The organism is Arthrobacter sp. TE26545, assembly GCF_056279005.1.
Window position 1 is genome coordinate 469,071 of the sequence record NZ_JBWBQM010000001.1, and the last position, 15,712, is coordinate 484,782.

Genomic DNA, 15,712 nt, shown 5'->3' on the forward strand with positions numbered 1-15,712 from the left:
CCGTATTTCAGTCAGGCCGACTTCTTCTTACGGAAGAACGCGGCGCCGCCCAGCGCGAGGCCGGCCAGCCCGGCAACAAGCCCGGCCCAGCTGCGGGCGTCCGCACCGCCGTCGGAAGCGCCGGACACTGCCGCGGCCTGTTCTGCCTCAGCGGCGGGCGCTCCGTGGCCATCGTGGCCGGCTGCCGCCGTGATGGTGAACGACGGCGCCGGGGCTTCCAGGCTGTGCGGGTCCTGGCCTTCCTTGGGGAGTTCCTTCCAGTCGGTCTGGCCCTTGACGCAGCTCTGCAGGGTGGGGAAGTAGAGGGTCTTGCCGGCGGCGTCGGGCAGCTTCACGGAGAGGACCAGGGCGTCGCGCAGGTGCGGATCCAGCGGGGCCTTGGCCGTGTAGACGATCTTGCTGGTGCGCTTGGTGATGGAGGTCCCGTCGGCCTGCTTCCGCGGTTCCGGGAATGTTTCGGTGACCTTTTCCACCGTCCAGTTGGGGTTCACCGTGGGCTGCGCGTCGTTCAGTTCCTGCGGCAGGGTGATGGTCATTTTAGTGGTGCCCGTGTTGTCGCAGCCGTGCGGGATGCCGAAGGTCAGCAGCGCGTAGGAGTTCGCGGCGGTCTTGTCCGGGGTTACCGAAACGTGGGCGGAAGCGCCCTGCATGCCGGCGAGCATCAGGACGGCGGTGCCGCCGGCGGCTGCGGCGGTGGTAAGGGTGCGGCGGAGTACGGAGGTGGTCATGGTTGTGCCTTTCAGGGTGCGCGGTTGCGCGGGAGTACGGGGAAGTGCCCGTCACCGTGAAAGGAGGCGCCGGGCGGAATCAGGAGAGGACGACGACGGCGGGCGGGCCGCGCCTGCTGTCCTGCCTGAGGTTCCGCCAGGGGCGGGGGATGAACGCCGAAGGTGCGCCGGCCGCCGCAGGGCGGGTACCGGCGTCAGGCGTGAAGAGGGGTGCGAGGACCCGCCAGAGCGGGCGGAGCCAGGAGGCCAGCTGCCACAAGGCCTGCTCGCCCTTGGCAAACAGCAGGGCCGAGGCCGCAGAGGCGAGGACGTGGCCGGCCAGCATGAACCAGGCCAGCGCACCGTCTGCGGCGTGTACATGCTGTGCCGCGTCGCCGATCACCGGAAGCTGCATGGCGTGGTGCACATGCTGTGCTTCAGAGGGGCCCGCGGCGGCCACCGGGCCGAGCGCCGTGAAGGCCTCGTGCAGCAACACTTGGCCGCCGCCGAGCAGGGCCGCCGCGGCCGGGAAGCCGAGCTTGAACCGGGTGGCCAGGGTGGTGGCGAGCCCAGTCAAGGCCAGGAGCGCCAGGAGGATCGGCAGGGCGGGCAAGATGCCGCCCGCGATCACGTGGGCGCCGGCGGCGAGGGACAGGACGGCCAGGGCGAGGGCGCCCGAGCGGAGCGCATGGAACGGAGCTGCGGCGCGGGATCGGGAGGTTGCTGCGGCAGTAGTGCGCACGTGGTCCTCCCTAATCTCAGTCTTGCGGTCCGCCTGTCCGTGAGCGGTCAACCCCGCAATTCTACCGGGGCTAGCCGGCCACCTTTTCCGGCCGGGCGAAGGTGCGCGCGGCCCGCGACCCCGCCAGCGCGCTCGCCATGATGCTGACGAGGGCGCCGAGGATCAACGCCGCGGCCTCCCCGGGTTCCAGCAGGCGGAGTTGGCTGCCGATGGTGGCTGCGGCGACGGGCACGCCGAGCTGCGAGGCTGCCAGCACCGCGAGCGGCAGGGGCTGGCCGAGCAGGCGCAGGCTTCCGTGGACCAGCAGGGTCCCGAAGCCCAGGCAGAGTCCCAGCAGGATCATCCGCGGGCTGCCCGCGAGGGTGTGCAGGTCCAAGGAGGCGCCGAGCCAGACGAAGAACACCGGGCCCAGGAATCCGTCGCTGACGGCGAATAGCTGGTGTGCCAGGCGCCGCGGTTCGCCCACCGCCGCCACCACCAGGCCGAAGGAGAACCCCGCGAGCATGATGGACACCTGCCCGGCCACTGCGAGTCCTGACAGGGCGAACAGCAACGCCAGCTGGATCCGTAGCTCCAAGGCGAACTTCCGGTCCTCCGAGACATCGTGCAGCCGGCCCCGGATGCCGCTGCGTTCGAGCCGGCGCAGCACGAAGAACAGCACTACGGAGCAAGCGGCGACGACGGCGGCCCCGGCTGCGGCGCGTCCGGCGTTGGGCGGGTCGACGGCCAGGGGGAGTGCGACGATGCAGGCGATATCCGCGATCGCCACTTGCGCCGTCGTCGTCAGGACCTTGGGCCCGGCAAGCCGCAGCGAATCGACGATCGGCAGCACCAGGGCCGCCGAGGAGGAGGCCAGCAGGACGATGTAGAGCGGTGCGTGGCCGGTGCCGAAGGCGAAGGCAATGCCGGTCCCGACGGCGGCCGCGAGCCCTGCCGCGACAGCGGCCCGCAGCGCCCCGGATCCCAGCGCTGGCCGGATGGCCGTATCGCGGACCGGCACGTGCGTTCCGGCCACGAACATGATCAGGGCGAAGCCGACGTCGGCCACGAAGGTGAAGGTGGGGTCCGAGGAGTCCACGAGCGCCAGCCCGGTCCGGCCGATGGCGATGCCCGCCAGCAGTTGTCCCAGGACCACGGGAAGGTGCCATTTTCGGGGCAGTGCCAGGAGCGGCCCGAGGAGGGCGGCCGCGGCGATCAGCGAGAGCTGAAAGAACGACACACACTCCTCCTTCCGCGCGTGGCCGGGCTCGGCGGCAGTCTATCGGGGAGCGTCGGCCGGTTTGAGGGGGATGTCAGTGTCTTCGTCCGTGTAGTAGCTCGCGCACACGCCGTGGTAGCCGTCGAGGATCTTGTCCTCAGGCATGCGTGCTGCTCCTCTGCCAGCGGTACCGGCTGGCGAAGGTGGGCTGTGGTGGCGGCGGAACCTTGGCCTTGCCCGTCCCGGGGCGCCGGCGCCTCAGTTCCAGTGCCAGGCTTTCCTGCCCGCGGGCCATCGCCCAGCGATGGTTCGCCGCGAACGCCGGCTTGAACAGAAAGCCAAGGCGCCGGATCAGCGGCTTCGCCGCGGTCACCCGCCAGTCATAGCTGATGACTGTCTCCGGCCCGTCCGCTTCGAACGTCCAGCGGCCCGTGCCGTTCAGGTCGCCGGTGGCGGCGATGGCAAAGCCTTGCTCGGTGATGGGCTCGGTGACGGTGAGCTTCCAGCGCAGGGTGTAGGGCAGCCAGCCCTTGGTGTGCAGCATGAAGCTCTTGCCCGTGCCGTCCGGTTCGCCCGGGTCCAGCGGCGTCACGCGCAGATACACCGATGGCCACCAGCGGGCCAGGGTTCCGGCGTCGCCCAGGATGTCCGTCACCTCCCGCGGTGGCCCGGCGACGCGCCAGACGGTGAGGAATTCGTAGTCGCTGCTGTTTTTGGAGCCTCCCATGGCCGCTTTCACCGGGGCTATCCGCGAACCGTCACGGTGAGGCGCTGGATCGCGTTGTTGGCCAAGCCCTGGTAGTTCCAGTCGGGATGGTCGGGCTGTGTCAGGCCGGAACTGTCGCTGGCGCGGCAGGCCAGTTCATGGGCGCCGGGGGACGCGATCCAAGTGAAGCTCCAGCCCCGCCAGGCGTGCGGCCCGATAGCCGGTTCCAGCTCCGCCTCGGCCCAGACTCCGTCCACGCACACTTCCACCCGGTCCACTGTTCCGTGCCCGGACCACGTCCTGCCGCTCAGATGCACGGGCCCGGCCTGCACGAACCGTTCCCGGGTGAAGAAGTCGGGAACGCCCGGCGGCACCATGAGGGCCCGGGGCCTGATCCGCTGCACGGGCTCGCCCAGTTCCTCAGCCGATTGCGTCAGGTGGTAGGCCGGAGTCTGCTGGTAGCCCTCGAAGGCGTGGTCGATCGCCTCGATGGAGCCCAGCCATTTGACGCTGGTCATGCCGTACCAGCCGGGCACCAGGAGCCGGAGCGGGTAGCCGTGCTGTGGCGGCAGGGGCTGGCCGTTGACCTCGTACGCGAGCAGCACGTCCCCGGACATCGCATCGGAAATGCTGAGGCTGCGGGCGTACTGGTGCTCGATCCCGCCCTGGATCCCGCGGTCCGCCCCCGTAAAGACGAGTTCGACGGCGTCAGCCGGGATCCCGGCGTCGTGCAGCAACGGGGCGAGCGGCGTCCCGGTCCATTCCGCGGTGCCGAAGCCGCCCCGGTCCCAGGGCTGGCTGACCGGCCGCGGCTCCATCAGGGAGCGGCCGTTGCCGGCACATTCCATGGTGACCGGAACGGTGCGCCGCTCACGGTGCTTGAGCTCGGTGAGGGTGTACTCGCGCGGGTGGTCCACCAGTCCGCCGATACGCAGGCGCCAGTCCGTGGGGTCGATCCGGGGAATGTCGAAATGGACCAGCAGGTAATGCATGCCGATCGGGGTGATGGGCCACTGGAGCATTTCCAGGGGCTGGGCATGGTTGCGCGAAGCGAGGTGGAGCTCTTCGCGGGTGAGGGGGCCGTCCGTAGGCGCACCCGGTGCGGGAGGGGCAGCTGCTGGCCAGGCAGGCGATGTTTCGGCGGTGTCCGCCGACGGGGGCCGGGACTCGACGCTCATGCACCAAGTATGGGCGCCGCCGCATGGCCTTCCAAGAGTCCGTCGCTGATACCTTGGGGACCAGCCGAACCCCCAGGAGTCCTTTCATGGCGCGCCCGTCCCAACCGCTGATTTCCGTCGACGCCGTGGTCACGGCCGCCCTCGAACTCATCGACGAGAGCGGCGACTTCAGCCTGCCCAAGGTGGCGCGCAAGATCGGCGTCAGCCAGTCCTCCATTTACAACCACGTATCCGGGCGCGAGGAAATCCTGGAGCTGATCCGCGGCCGGATCACGGCGGAAAGCCCGGCCCCTCCGCCGGGTACACCGTGGGATGAGGTCCTCCGCCTGGAAATCCGGGACTACCGCGAGAGTTTCGCCCGGCACCCGCGCACCGCTCCCTTGCTGGTGATGCAGACTGTCCGGAATGCCAAGGTCATCGCCTTCTATGAGCGCCTGTCGTCGGCGCTGGAGGAGGCGGGTTTCACGGGCAGCGACGTCGCCTCGGGCCTGGCCCTGATCGACAGTTTCGCCATCGGCGCCGCCTTGGACCTCGCCGCTCCCGGCAACGTGTGGGAGGTGGCGCCGGGCGGCGGGAGCGCCTTGGGGCGTGCTGTGGAGAACGCCTCCGGGCTGGCCGACCGGGCGGGCACCGCCTTTGAATTCGGCCTTGAAATCCTCATCGAAGGACTACGACGGCGTGCTGCCGGGCTCTAGTTTCCTGCCCCGGCTTGTGTGACGGGGGCCTCAGGCCGCATACTAAACGAAAGCCTTTCGTTTAGTGATCCGGCTCTCCGCCCGGATCCTGCCCGCAGGCCGCAAGGACGCGGCCTCGTCACAGACCCGGAGAATTCCTTGAGCGTTTCCCCCACCCCGGATGCCAGCGGCCGCGTGCCCCTCACCTGGCGACGCGGCATCTCGACTTTCGGGATCGGCGTCATCGGCTTCATGGCCGCCAACCTTGTGCCCTTCATGATCATCGCCCTGGTGGATGGCCACGGCCTCACGCCCACCGCTGCAGGAACCGTAATGACGGCCTGCCTTCTGAGCACGGCCGCGGGCTGCCTCCTGACCTCACGCTGGTCGGCCCGGTCCGGCCGCTACGTGGTGGCCCGCGGCGGCCTCTTCCTCGCCGCCGCCGGTTTTGGCACGGCAGCCCTCGTCCCGCTGGCCCCCGTGGCCATTGCCGGCATCATTCTAGGCGGCCTGGGCGGCGGCGGTGCCATTTCCTCCAGCGGCGCCGCGCTGGCGGCCCTGCGCAACCCGAACCGCATGTCCGGCATCAGCGGCCTGGCCAACCGTGCGATCGTCACGGTCGTCCTCGCGCTCATCCCGATGTTCGGCACCGGAATGCTCAGTGCGTTCGGGCTCCTTGCGCTCCTGGCGCTCGCCTTCGCCCTGACTTCCGGCTGGATGCCGGCCGCCGCGGCGCCGGACGCAACTGAAGCGTCCCACGCCACGGAAGGGGCCGACGTCGGGCAGTCAACTGCCGCTGCTCCCGGCAAGGCGCCGGTGCTGGTGACGATCGCCGGCTTCAGCCTGCTGGCCTGCTTTGGGCTGTGGGCGCTGGGCGAGGATTCGCTCTGGGCAGTGGCAGGTTCCATGGGCGCCGGGAACGCCGGGATCGGCGACGCCGACATGGGAATCATGCTGAGCGCCTCCACCGCCGGCGGGCTGATCTTCGGTGCCATCGCCAGCTACCTCGGCGACCGCCTTGGCCGCACCATCCCGCTCCTCGTGCTCCTGCTGCTGGGCGGCGGGTTGAAGCTCGCCGCGGGCCTGGTCCACGACCCCGGGACCTACATGCTGGTCATCATCGCCTGGAACACCGTCTACGCGCTGGCGTTCATGTACGTGGTGTCCATTGCCGTGGCGCTGGACGTGCGCGGCTTCTGGTCGGCGGCACTGAGCGGCACCTACCTGATCGGCTCCGCCTTCTCGCCGTTGTTCGGTACCTTCATCGCCGAAACCCTCGGCTACGTGCCGCTGACGCTGATTCTTTCCGCGTTCAGCTTCCTCCTGCTGGTGCCGTTCCTGGTGATTTCCCGGGTGGCGGCCAGCGTGGAGAAGGAGGGCGCCGCCGTCGACACCTCCGACGCGCAGTTCAACTCCGACGGCCAGTTCAACCAGGCAGCGATCGTCTAGCCCGTGCCCGCCGAGCCCGTGCCCACTGAGCCCGTGCCCACTAAGCCCGTGCCCACTAAGAACAAAGGAACAGTTGTGACCACCCGTACCCTTTACCGCAACGCCCGGATCTTCACCGCCGACGGTCCCGCGCTCGCCGAAGCATTGATCGTCGACGGCGAGCGGCTGGCCCAGGTGGGCAGCGAGGCGGCCGCGCGCGAGGCGCTGGCTGGTGCTTCTTTCTCCGACGTTGACCTCGGCGGCGCCTTCGTGATGCCCGGCTTCGTGGACGCCCACACCCACATGGTGATGATGGGCGAAACCATGCAGAAGGTGGCCCTGCGCGACGCCGCAAACCTCGACGAGATCCAGCTCCGGCTCAAGATGGCCGTGGCCGCCGACCCGGAGGCGCCGCGCATCCTCGGCAGCGGCTGGCTGTTTTCGGCCGTCCCCGGCGGTACCCCGACCACAGAGATGATTGACGCCGTCGTGCCTGACCGCCCGGTGTACCTGGACGCGAACGACCTCCACTCCGTGTGGGTGAACAAGGCCGCGCTGGCCGAAATGGGCATCGACGGGGACACCCCCAACCCCCTGGGCGGCATCATCGAGCGCGACCCGGTGACCGGTGAAGCCACGGGCCTCCTGCACGAAACTGCGATGCACCAGTACGCCTGGCCCACGCTGGCTTCGCTGACCTCGGATGCGGAACGCGACGCGCAGCTGGCGACTTCGTTCGAGCACTACCTCTCCACCGGCGTTACCAGCGGCATCGACATGGCCCTGGGGGAGGGCGAACTTGCGGCGATGCGCCGGGCACTGGAAGCCGGTGGGGGCACGCTGCCGCTGCGCATCAACGCGCACTGGCTGGTGGCTCCATCGGAGAACCACGAGGAGAACCTGGCCCAGGTGGCGCGCGCCGCCGAACTCAGCCGCGAGGTCAACACACCGTGGCTGCGGGTGGTGGGCATCAAGATCATTGCCGACGGTGTGATCGATGGCTGCACGGCCGCCATGAAGGAGCCCTACTCGGACGGCAGCAACGCCGACCTCATCTGGGCCCCGGAATACCTCAACCCAGTGGTGGCCGCCGCCGATGCCGCGGGGCTGCAGGTGGCCATCCACGCGATCGGCGACCTCGCTTCCGAGGTGGCTTTGGATGCGTTCGAGCACGCCAACGAGGTGAACGGCCCGCGCGACCGCCGGCACCGGATCGAGCACATGGAGACCGTCACACCGGAGAGCATTGCGCGCTTGGCGCGGCTGGGCATTGTCGCGTCCATGCAGCCGGTCCACGCCGATCCCGCGGTGCAGGAAAACTGGCGAGCCATGCTGGGAGATGAGCGCATCGACCGTGCCTACCCGTGGACCGAGTTCACCGACGCCGGCGCGGTGCTGGCCCTCGGTTCGGACGCTCCCACGGCACCGCACCCGCCGCTGCCCAACATGTACATCGCCACCACCCGCAAGTCCGCCCTGGATCAGTCGCTGCCCGCGAACCTGCCCAAGTACGCGCTTGAACTGGCCGCTGCGCTGGGCCATGCCACCCGCGACGCCGCGTTCTCCTGCCGCCGCGAGCACGAACTCGGCCGCCTGGCCCCGGGAATGCTGGCCGATTTCGTGGTGCTGGATACCGACCCGTTTTTGGCCGGGGTGGATTCGCTGCTTTCCTCTTCTGTGGTGCTCACGGTGGTTGGCGGGGAAGTGAAGTACCGGGCGTAGCTTTTGCTTGGTTCTTGCGGGCCCGTCCTTGGCTTTTGCCTCGGGGCGGGTCCGCTTTTTTTGTTGCGCTTTCCAGCGATGTTTCGGGGCTAGGATTCAGCTTGTACATTCAGATCTGCCGTTCGCGTGGCAGCAATTCCATGGGGGAATTCATTTTGTTCAGTACTTCTTTGCGCCGAAAAGCGCTTGGCACCCTGTTGGCGATTTCCGCATTCGTGGCGCCCGCCGTCGTCATTGCGGCACCGGCGCAGGCGGCACCGACCGTCACAACCCGGGTGGCATCGTTCTCCGCCGGCCCGTCCACGGTGGTCCGCGGGAACGCCATCACGGTCCAGGGCCAAATGCAGGGCTACGGCCGCGCCTGGGTCAAGACCGGAACTGTCACCGCGGTGGTCTACTTCGACCCCGACGGCGCCAAGCCCAACGCAGCCGTGCGCACCCTGAAGACCAGCACCACCGGCTACTTCCGCACCACTTTCCCGGCCTCGGTTACCGGCAAGTGGTCGGTACGCATGCCGGCCGCCGGCGCCCTCAAAGGCAACACCTCCGGCCAGGCAACCGTCCGCGTGGTCGCTCCCGCGCCGAAGCCGACGTCGGCCCGGCCCGCGAGCACATGGAACTGCCCGGCGTGGGCGCCGATCAAGGGCAACGCTCCGAGCGGGATCTATCACTTGCCGGGCCAGCGGTACTACAGCCGGACCACGCCGGAAGTCTGCTTTGCCACCGAACGCGCCGCAGTGCAGGCCGGCTACCGGAAATCCAAGGTCTGATTCAGGCAATGATCGAGCCGCCCTTCGCAACTGAGCCCGGCGACGTGGCGGTAATCAAGGCGCCGGACGGCAACGTTTTCGTCCTGGTGGGTGCCTGATCCGCCCAAAGCAATGGCCCGGTTCCCTTTCTAGTAGAGGGAACCGGGCCCTTCATGTGGCGGGTAGGCTTGTCGCTCGTGTACGTAGGTCATTTCGCCGCAGCGGCGGTCATTCTTGCCGCGGTGCCCGAGGCGCCCGCTCTGCCCATCGCAGTGGCCGTGGCCTGGCCCGACATCGTTTGGCCCGCACTGGTTTTTGCCGGCAAGGAGAGGGTGAAGGTGGACCGCAATGATCCACTGCAATCCCGGGTCGAGTTCACGTCGTACCCGTACTCCCATTCTTTGGTTCTCGGCAGCGCCCTCAGCCTCCTGCCGGCCCTGTTGGCCGGTCTCATCTACCAGAGTGTTCTTGTAGGCGTGCTTTTCTGGGTCGGCGTCCTTTCGCATTGGCTATTGGATGCGGTGGTTCACCTCCGCGACCTTCCTATCCGGGGCTGGGGCCGGGGAGATCGCTTCGTGGGGCTTGGGCTGTGGTCGCGGCCTCGCCTGGCGTTCGTTCTTGAGTATGCGTTCTTTGCTGCGACCGTCCTGGTAGTGGCCCCTTCGTCAATGCTGCCCGGGTTGTTGGGCGGCGGGTTATTGCTGCACCTTTTCAACATCAATTCCTTCTTCGGGCTCACGAAGCAGAACCCGGTAGGGACGCCGAAGCGGTTCGCCCTGCTGGCGCTCGTAGGTTATGTCTTCGCGATCATCTGGTTCACAATGTCGTGGCAGTAACCGGGGGATGAAGCCGTACCGAAGTCACCCACCTGCTTCGCTGTTGAGCGCGCCGTGCAGCAGGCGAGCCTTGATGGTGATCGGACTACTGGCATTCATTGAGGGCCGCGCCTACCTCACCGACCCAAGAGCTCGGTGAGGCTCTATGCCCGCGGTGCGGCGAGGAGTTCCTTCAGGCAGCTCTCGTAGCCGGCCATGATGTCGTTGAAGTGCTGTAGCTGCAGGCCGCCGTTGACGGCGGCTGCCTCCCAGGCATTGGGGACATCATCGTCAAGGAAGCACAGCAGTGGTTCCTGGATAACGCCGTCGCGCTCCAGCGTGGCGACTGCCCACGGATGCGCCGGGCTGGCGACCCTGATGCCGGCGGCCGCGAGCGGTTCGGCGAGCAGGTTGCGGGTGACTACCCGCCACGAGGCAAGGTACGGTTCGCAAAGCTGCTCGACGAGCTCGCCGTCCTTGGAGTCGTACGCCCGCCACAGGTCATCGGTGAGCGCATCCCATTCTTCCTCCGGACGGACCAGCAAATGGGCGGCGCGGACTTGTGCTGTGAGGACATTGAGCAATGTGCTTCTCCTTTGATCGAGAGGCTGCCGAGTCGATTTCAGAACAGGCTAGTGCGCTTGCTTGCGATGTTTAGGCCGAAGGTCAGCCTTCGCACTCCACGCAGAAGCGAAGCCCCTCTTTTTCCCTGGCGATTTGGGATCGGTGACGTACCAGGAAGCATGAGTCACATACGAATTCGTCGTTGCCCTGCGGAATGACGTGAACGATGAGCTCCTCCGCGACGATTTCGCCGCCGGGTCCGCCGGCGTCGAGTCCGTCCGTTTCATCCAGCTCCAGGACCACGCTCTTGGCCGTCGGGGCACCGGCCGACTGCAGCGCCTGCAGGGACTGCTCCTGCGACTCCTTTACGTCAGTGCGAAGTTCGTCGTAATCAGCTGCCACTTTTTAAGGCCTCACTTTTCTCAAGATTGAATACGGGAGTGAACAACGTACAGAGCGCCGTCGGAATTCCCTGCGGGTCCTGCCACGTGGGTCTGCGTGATGCGGATGCCTTAAACTGGTGGGACGGCTGAGGGAGGTGTGAGTGATGTTGCTCGATGCACTTAGTGTGGAGTTTTCCCTGAGCGTTGTGGCGTTGCTCTTGTGTGTGTTGTTCTTCGGCTCTTTCCGCCAGACCCGTTCCCGCTACAGTGGCTGGTGGTGTGTTTCGCTGGGGTGCTTGCTTGCGGGAAACCTAGCGTATCTTCTGACCGGAACCCCGCAGCAGCTCTGGGTGGTCCCATTGGGGAATTCCTTGGTGGTGGCGGGAGCGTTCTGTGTGTGGGCGGGCTCGCGTTCGCTGAGGGTGCTCCCCATTCCGCGGTGGCAACTTCTGGCCGCTCCTCTGGTCACAGCGGTGGCCTCGGTGTTGGAGAATCCGGCCTCCAACGAATGGTCGGGCGGCGCGGTGTATCTGGCGATGATGGCCTTGGGGATGGGGCTGGCGACCCGTGAACTTTGGCTGGTCAAGCCCATCGGTTCCTGGGTCAACCGCTCGCTGTCGCTGGCTGCCGGTGTCCTGGCCGCCTACTTCCTATGCCGCTGGGTCGTCTACCTGGCGGAGGGCCCGGACGGCCCGGTGTTCCGTACTTTCTTCAGCCCCACCGTGACCAGCGTCCTCACACTCATGCTGTTGGTGACGGTCTCATACAGCATGACGGCACTGAGCAACGAGCAGCTCATCAATGCACTCAGCGAGCGAGCCAACAGGGACGGCCTGACGGGCCTCCTCAACCGCAGGGCCTTCATGGAACTTGCGTCCCGCGAGGTCCGGCGCCTGGACAGCGGGGGGTCCGCATCCACCTTGGTCATGGCCGACCTCGATCAGTTCAAAACACTCAATGACACCTACGGCCACACCGCCGGAGATGCAGCCATTCAGGCGTTCTCCGCTGCATGCACCAGCTCAGTCCGCACTATCGACCTCGTAGGCCGGTACGGCGGCGAGGAGTTCGTCATCCTGCTCTCAGGTGCAGAACAGGAAACAGGCCAGATCGTCGCTGCCGAGATCAGCCGGGTCCTGGCGGCCGCTCCAACCCCGCCCGGTGTGGCCTTTCCCACCGTGAGTTACGGTGTCGTCGCCAGCGCTGATACCGGCGCCGATCTTGCGCTCATGATTGAAGCGGCGGACGCCGCCCTCTACGAGGCCAAGGCCCAGGGCCGGAACCGCGTCGTCACCGCGAACCCCGCGAAAGCAGTCAAATCTCCCGGCGCCAAGTCGGTGCGCGGGCCCCGGTCCTGAACTGCCTTCGAATGATTAAGGTCCGACGGCGACTCAGTCCGTCGGATTCTTCGACACCTGCCGCGCAGGAGGCCGGCAGCGCCTACGGAGTTAGCTGCGGCGATAGCGGATGTGGGTGGCCAACGGTGAGTGAAGCACCTCGGCGGGTTCGAAGCCGAAGGATTCAACGCCGTCGAAGATGCGTTCACCGGAACCGAGCAGAACCGGCGCGATGTCGAGGGTGAGTTCGTCGATCACGCCGGCGATCAGTGCCTGCCGGACGGTCGAGGCCCCACCGGCGATGTCCACGCCTTCGTCCCCAGCGGCCTGGCACGCTGCGGAGTAGGCCGCGTCGAAGCCCTCGGTGACGAAGTAGAAGGTGGTCCCGCCGTCCATCTGGATCGGGTCATGTCCGTGATGGGTCAGTACGAACACCGGCGCGTGGTACGGCGGTTCGGCCCCCCACCACCCGGTCCATTCCTCATCCCAGTCCCCGCGGATCGGGCCGAACATGTTCCGACCCATCACGTACGCGCCCCGCGGACGCATGAGCCACTCGCTCGCGACCTTGTCGGCTTGGTTGGCTCGCGGGTCACCGATGTGCCAGCCGTGCAGTTCCAGCCCCCGTTTGCCCAAGGGGTCCTCGCGGCTCTGGTCCGGCCCCGCGACGAAACCATCCAACGAGATCGACATGTGGCAGGTGGTGTCCGGCATCGCGAACCTCCTGGGTTGTTGCGACCTCGGTGCGGCCGTGTGTGGATTCTGGGGAGCCTAGCACGTGATGGCAAACCCCTGATCCGGGGCAAAACAAAAGGCCCCTGCCTCCCTTATAAACAAAGGGAAGCAGGGGCCCTGCTATTTGGCGGTGACGGTGGGATTTGAACCCACGTTGGCTGTTACACCAAACAACATTTCGAGTGTTGCACCTTCGGCCGCTCGGACACGTCACCAACTGGACTAGGGTACCGGAGGTGGCGGCGGTTCCCCAAAACGGCCCCCAAAACGGACCTAAAACGCCCCAAGGCAACCCTTCCAATGCCCGCGACCCCCGGCTAGATTCATGAGCAGGATGACTGATTCCGAGCACCGCAACGAAGCGCCGACGCCCAGCCAAGCGAAAGGCACCCTGGCCACCGCCTACTGGACCGTGGGCCGGGGCAAAGGTGAACTCCGCGCGGAGACCCTGCCCGAGCCCCAAGCCAACGAAGCCCTCGTGCGCACCCTCTATTCGGGCATCAGCAAGGGCACCGAACTCCTGGTCCACGCGGGCCATGTGCCGAAGAGCGTCGCCCGGACCATGCGCGCCCCGCATCAGGAAGGCGAGTTCCCCTCACCTGTGAAATACGGGTACCTCTCCGTGGGCATCGTGGAGGAAGGCCCCGCCGAATGGAAAAACAAAGCAGTCTTCTGCCTGCACCCGCACCAGGACCGCTACGTGGTGCCGGTCGATTCCCTCACGAAGATTCCCGACGGCGTCCCGCCCCGCCGCGCGGTGCTCACCGGCATGGTGGAGACAGCGCTCAACGCCCTCTGGGAGGCGGGTCCGCGGCTGGGAGACCGGGTCGCCGTCGTCGGGGGAGGGCTGCTGGGCGGCACCCTGGCAGCCCTGCTGCGGAAGTTCCCGCTGCAGCGGCTGGAACTGGTGGACGTGGAACCGGCCAAGGAACAAACAGCGGCGGCCCTGAACATCGACTTCGCCCTCCCTGAAGATGCCCGCGCGGATTGCGACATCGTCTTCCATTGCTCGGCCACCCCGGAAGGCCTGCGGCGCAGCCTGCAACTGGCCGGCGACGAAGCCCGCGTCATCGAGCTTTCCTGGTTCGGCGACACCCCGGTGTCCGTCCCCCTGGGTGAAGATTTCCACGCCCGGCGCCTCTCGATCACGGCCAGCCAGGTGGGCGTGGTGGCACGGGCCCGCCGTCACCGGCGCAGCACCGCCGAACGCCTCGAACTCGCCGTGCAACTGCTGCAGGACCCCGCGTTCGATCTCTTCCTCAGCGCAGACACGAGCTTCGCCGAACTGCCGCACATGATCGAGCACCTGGCCGCGCACGGAGACGGGAACTCCTGCCACGTGATCAGCTACCCGGAAGGATAAGCATGTTCAGCCTCACCGTCCGACGCCATTTCATGATCGCCCACAGCCTCCCGCGCGAGTCCTTCGGCCCGGCCCAGGGCCTGCACGGGGCCACCTTCGTGGCCGAGGTGAGCTTCCGCCGCGCGGAACTGAACCAGGACGCGATCGTGATCGACATCGGCGCGGCGGACGAGCTGCTCCAGCAGGTCCTGGACCGCCTGAACTACAAGAACCTGGACGAGCTTCCGGAGTTCGCCGGGCAGCTGACCACCACCGAGGTCCTCGCCCGGTACATCGCCGAACGAGTCGCCGAAAAGCTGCCCGACGGCGCCGCGCTGGCGGGGATCGACGTCGTCCTCCGCGAAAACCCCGACGCCTGGGCCGGCTACTCCCTGGACCTCCCGCAGCGCCGCTGAGACGATGACCATCCGCTTCATCGTGCCGGGCAACATTGAGCACCGTTCCGGCGGCAACCTCTACAACGCCCGGCTGGTGGAACAGCTGGAAGCGCTGGGCGCGCGGACCGAGGTGGTGATGCTCGACGGCGCGTGGCCGCCCGGGCTGGACGAGGACCGGGAGTCGCTCGCCTGGTCCCTGCGCGATGCGGACCTTGCGATTGTCGACGGGCTGATCGCAGCCGGTGCGCCGGGGGAGATCGCCGCGGCGGTGCAGGCGGGGACGCGCGTCTGGATCCTTTCGCACATGGCCTTCACCGCCCACGCGGACCTCGAAGCGCAGGCACTGGCCGCCGCAAGCGGGGTGATCTGCCCGAGCGCCTTCGCCGCGGCGAAGCTCAAGGAACTGTACGGGCTGGAACGCGTCCACGTCGCGCTGCCCGGAACCCTGTCCGCTGACGCCGCCGTCGGATCCCAGCCCCCGCATATTGTCTGCGTGGCCGCGTTGCTGCCGAACAAAAGCCAGCTGATCCTCGTAGAGGCCCTGGCCGCAATCAGCGGACTGCCCTGGACGGCGGCACTGATCGGTTCGCCGGACGCGGACCCGGACTACGCCGCCCAGGTGCGCGCCGCCGTCGGGAAGCACGGGCTGAAGGGCCGCATCCGGCTCACCGGGGAACTCCGGGATGCAGGGCTCGAAGCAGAATGGCACGCCGCGGACCTCAGTGTGCTGGTCTCCGCGCAGGAAAGTTTCGGCATGGCCGTGCCGGAATCCCTGGCCCACGGAGTTCCTGTGATTGTCCGGCGGGGGACCGGGGCCGAGGAGGCGCTCGGGCCGTTTGGCGCCGGCGTTGCGGTGGATCTCGACGGCGGCCCGGACGCCTTGGCGGATGTGCTCGCCGCCTGGCTCGAGGACCCGGAGCTGGCCTCCCGCTGGCGTGCCGCCGCCATGACCCGGCGCGGGAGCCTGCCCAGCTGGACGGCTACCGCCGAGAGTGTCCTCGCGGTGATCAGGCCCTGAGCCGGGCGTCCGGCAG

At 67.6% G+C, this 15,712-nt stretch carries 17 protein-coding genes and 1 tRNA gene; 9 read left to right on the plus strand and 9 right to left on the minus strand.

Going from position 1 to position 15,712, the window contains the following annotated elements; genetic code table 11:
* Window positions 1-11: 11 nt before the first annotated feature.
* The 5 genes from ACZ9CK_RS02110 to ACZ9CK_RS02130 all read right to left on the minus strand — a co-directional run bounded on the left by ACZ9CK_RS02110 (window position 12) and on the right by ACZ9CK_RS02130 (window position 4,531).
* Entirely contained in the window at window positions 12-728 is a 717-nt protein-coding gene (locus ACZ9CK_RS02110; RefSeq protein ID WP_476049100.1) for a YcnI family copper-binding membrane protein, read from the minus strand.
* A gap of 79 nt (window positions 729-807) precedes the next feature.
* The gene (locus ACZ9CK_RS02115) at window positions 808-1,449 is read right to left on the minus strand and encodes a hypothetical protein (protein WP_476049101.1); all 642 of its coding nucleotides are present in this window, start codon (window positions 1,447-1,449) and stop codon (window positions 808-810) included.
* Window positions 1,450-1,519: 70 nt separating this feature from the next.
* Window positions 1,520-2,668 (minus strand): cation:proton antiporter, encoded by a 1,149-nt coding sequence (locus ACZ9CK_RS02120; RefSeq protein ID WP_476049102.1) that lies wholly within the window; start codon window positions 2,666-2,668, stop codon window positions 1,520-1,522.
* Between the two features lie 136 nt (window positions 2,669-2,804).
* Window positions 2,805-3,374, minus strand: coding sequence for an SRPBCC family protein (locus ACZ9CK_RS02125; RefSeq protein WP_476049103.1), 570 nt, complete (start codon window positions 3,372-3,374; stop codon window positions 2,805-2,807).
* A 17-nt stretch (window positions 3,375-3,391) separates the two neighbouring features.
* Window positions 3,392-4,531 (minus strand): sulfite oxidase, encoded by a 1,140-nt coding sequence (locus tag ACZ9CK_RS02130; protein WP_476049104.1) that lies wholly within the window; start codon window positions 4,529-4,531, stop codon window positions 3,392-3,394.
* Window positions 4,532-4,617: 86 nt separating this feature from the next.
* Between ACZ9CK_RS02130 and ACZ9CK_RS02135 the strand changes: the two genes are divergently transcribed.
* The 5 genes from ACZ9CK_RS02135 (at window position 4,618) to ACZ9CK_RS02155 (ending at window position 9,940) form a co-directional block, all read left to right on the plus strand.
* Window positions 4,618-5,226 (plus strand): TetR/AcrR family transcriptional regulator C-terminal domain-containing protein, encoded by a 609-nt coding sequence (locus ACZ9CK_RS02135; RefSeq protein WP_476049105.1) that lies wholly within the window; start codon window positions 4,618-4,620, stop codon window positions 5,224-5,226.
* 138 nt (window positions 5,227-5,364) lie between these two features.
* Window positions 5,365-6,654, plus strand: a complete 1,290-nt coding sequence (locus tag ACZ9CK_RS02140; protein ID WP_476049106.1) for an MFS transporter — start codon at window positions 5,365-5,367, stop codon at window positions 6,652-6,654.
* 75 nt (window positions 6,655-6,729) lie between these two features.
* Window positions 6,730-8,355, plus strand: coding sequence for an amidohydrolase (locus ACZ9CK_RS02145; protein ID WP_426302145.1), 1,626 nt, complete (start codon window positions 6,730-6,732; stop codon window positions 8,353-8,355).
* A gap of 197 nt (window positions 8,356-8,552) precedes the next feature.
* Entirely contained in the window at window positions 8,553-9,125 is a 573-nt protein-coding gene (locus tag ACZ9CK_RS02150) for a sunset domain-containing protein (protein ID WP_476049107.1), read from the plus strand.
* A 167-nt stretch (window positions 9,126-9,292) separates the two neighbouring features.
* On the plus strand, window positions 9,293-9,940 hold the full coding sequence (locus ACZ9CK_RS02155) for a hypothetical protein (RefSeq protein ID WP_426302147.1): 648 nt from the start codon (window positions 9,293-9,295) through the stop codon (window positions 9,938-9,940).
* A gap of 143 nt (window positions 9,941-10,083) precedes the next feature.
* Here the strand turns inward: ACZ9CK_RS02155 and ACZ9CK_RS02160 are convergent, their stop codons facing one another.
* Complete coding sequence (locus ACZ9CK_RS02160) at window positions 10,084-10,503, minus strand: hypothetical protein (RefSeq protein ID WP_476049108.1); 420 nt, start codon at window positions 10,501-10,503, stop codon at window positions 10,084-10,086.
* 82 nt (window positions 10,504-10,585) lie between these two features.
* Window positions 10,586-10,885, minus strand: a complete 300-nt coding sequence (locus tag ACZ9CK_RS02165) for a DUF4193 family protein (protein WP_476049109.1) — start codon at window positions 10,883-10,885, stop codon at window positions 10,586-10,588.
* A 463-nt stretch (window positions 10,886-11,348) separates the two neighbouring features.
* Here ACZ9CK_RS02165 and ACZ9CK_RS02170 point away from each other — a divergent pair, with 463 nt between their 5' ends.
* Entirely contained in the window at window positions 11,349-12,224 is an 876-nt protein-coding gene (locus tag ACZ9CK_RS02170) for a GGDEF domain-containing protein (protein WP_476049110.1), read from the plus strand.
* 90 nt (window positions 12,225-12,314) lie between these two features.
* Here ACZ9CK_RS02170 and ACZ9CK_RS02175 read toward each other — a convergent pair whose 3' ends face one another.
* Both ACZ9CK_RS02175 and ACZ9CK_RS02180 read right to left on the minus strand, forming a co-directional pair.
* The gene (locus tag ACZ9CK_RS02175; protein WP_476049111.1) at window positions 12,315-12,917 is read right to left on the minus strand and encodes a dihydrofolate reductase family protein; all 603 of its coding nucleotides are present in this window, start codon (window positions 12,915-12,917) and stop codon (window positions 12,315-12,317) included.
* Window positions 12,918-13,063: 146 nt separating this feature from the next.
* A tRNA-Ser gene (locus tag ACZ9CK_RS02180) sits at window positions 13,064-13,153 on the minus strand.
* Window positions 13,154-13,272: 119 nt separating this feature from the next.
* Between ACZ9CK_RS02180 and ACZ9CK_RS02185 the strand changes: the two genes are divergently transcribed.
* Genes ACZ9CK_RS02185 through ACZ9CK_RS02195 form a run of 3 tightly spaced genes read left to right on the plus strand, consistent with a single transcriptional unit; the run spans window position 13,273 to window position 15,696 of the window.
* Window positions 13,273-14,301 carry a zinc-dependent alcohol dehydrogenase gene (locus ACZ9CK_RS02185; protein ID WP_426302152.1) on the plus strand — a complete coding sequence of 343 codons (1,029 nt, stop codon included), beginning with the start codon at window positions 13,273-13,275 and terminating at the stop codon, window positions 14,299-14,301.
* A gap of 2 nt (window positions 14,302-14,303) precedes the next feature.
* A complete protein-coding gene (locus tag ACZ9CK_RS02190; RefSeq protein WP_476049112.1) occupies window positions 14,304-14,696 on the plus strand; it encodes a 6-pyruvoyl trahydropterin synthase family protein in 393 nt (130 codons plus the stop codon).
* 4 nt (window positions 14,697-14,700) lie between these two features.
* Window positions 14,701-15,696: a glycosyltransferase family 4 protein gene (locus ACZ9CK_RS02195; RefSeq protein ID WP_426302154.1), complete on the plus strand. Its 996-nt coding sequence runs from the start codon at window positions 14,701-14,703 to the stop codon at window positions 15,694-15,696.
* The last annotated feature ends 16 nt before the right edge of the window (window positions 15,697-15,712 follow it).

What these genes read in the sequence shown, in the direction of transcription:
- ACZ9CK_RS02110 (WP_476049100.1), bottom strand. Translation starts at nt 728, where the DNA reads ATGACCACCTCCGTACTCCGCCGCACCCTTACCACCGCCGCAGCCGCC.
- ACZ9CK_RS02125 (WP_476049103.1), bottom strand. Translation starts at nt 3,374, where the DNA reads ATGGGAGGCTCCAAAAACAGCAGCGACTACGAATTCCTCACCGTCTGG.
- ACZ9CK_RS02130 (WP_476049104.1), bottom strand. Translation starts at nt 4,531, where the DNA reads ATGAGCGTCGAGTCCCGGCCCCCGTCGGCGGACACCGCCGAAACATCG.
- ACZ9CK_RS02135 (WP_476049105.1), top strand. Translation starts at nt 4,618, where the DNA reads ATGGCGCGCCCGTCCCAACCGCTGATTTCCGTCGACGCCGTGGTCACG.
- ACZ9CK_RS02175 (WP_476049111.1), bottom strand. Translation starts at nt 12,917, where the DNA reads ATGCCGGACACCACCTGCCACATGTCGATCTCGTTGGATGGTTTCGTC.
- ACZ9CK_RS02185 (WP_426302152.1), top strand. Translation starts at nt 13,273, where the DNA reads ATGACTGATTCCGAGCACCGCAACGAAGCGCCGACGCCCAGCCAAGCG.
- ACZ9CK_RS02190 (WP_476049112.1), top strand. Translation starts at nt 14,304, where the DNA reads ATGTTCAGCCTCACCGTCCGACGCCATTTCATGATCGCCCACAGCCTC.
- ACZ9CK_RS02195 (WP_426302154.1), top strand. Translation starts at nt 14,701, where the DNA reads ATGACCATCCGCTTCATCGTGCCGGGCAACATTGAGCACCGTTCCGGC.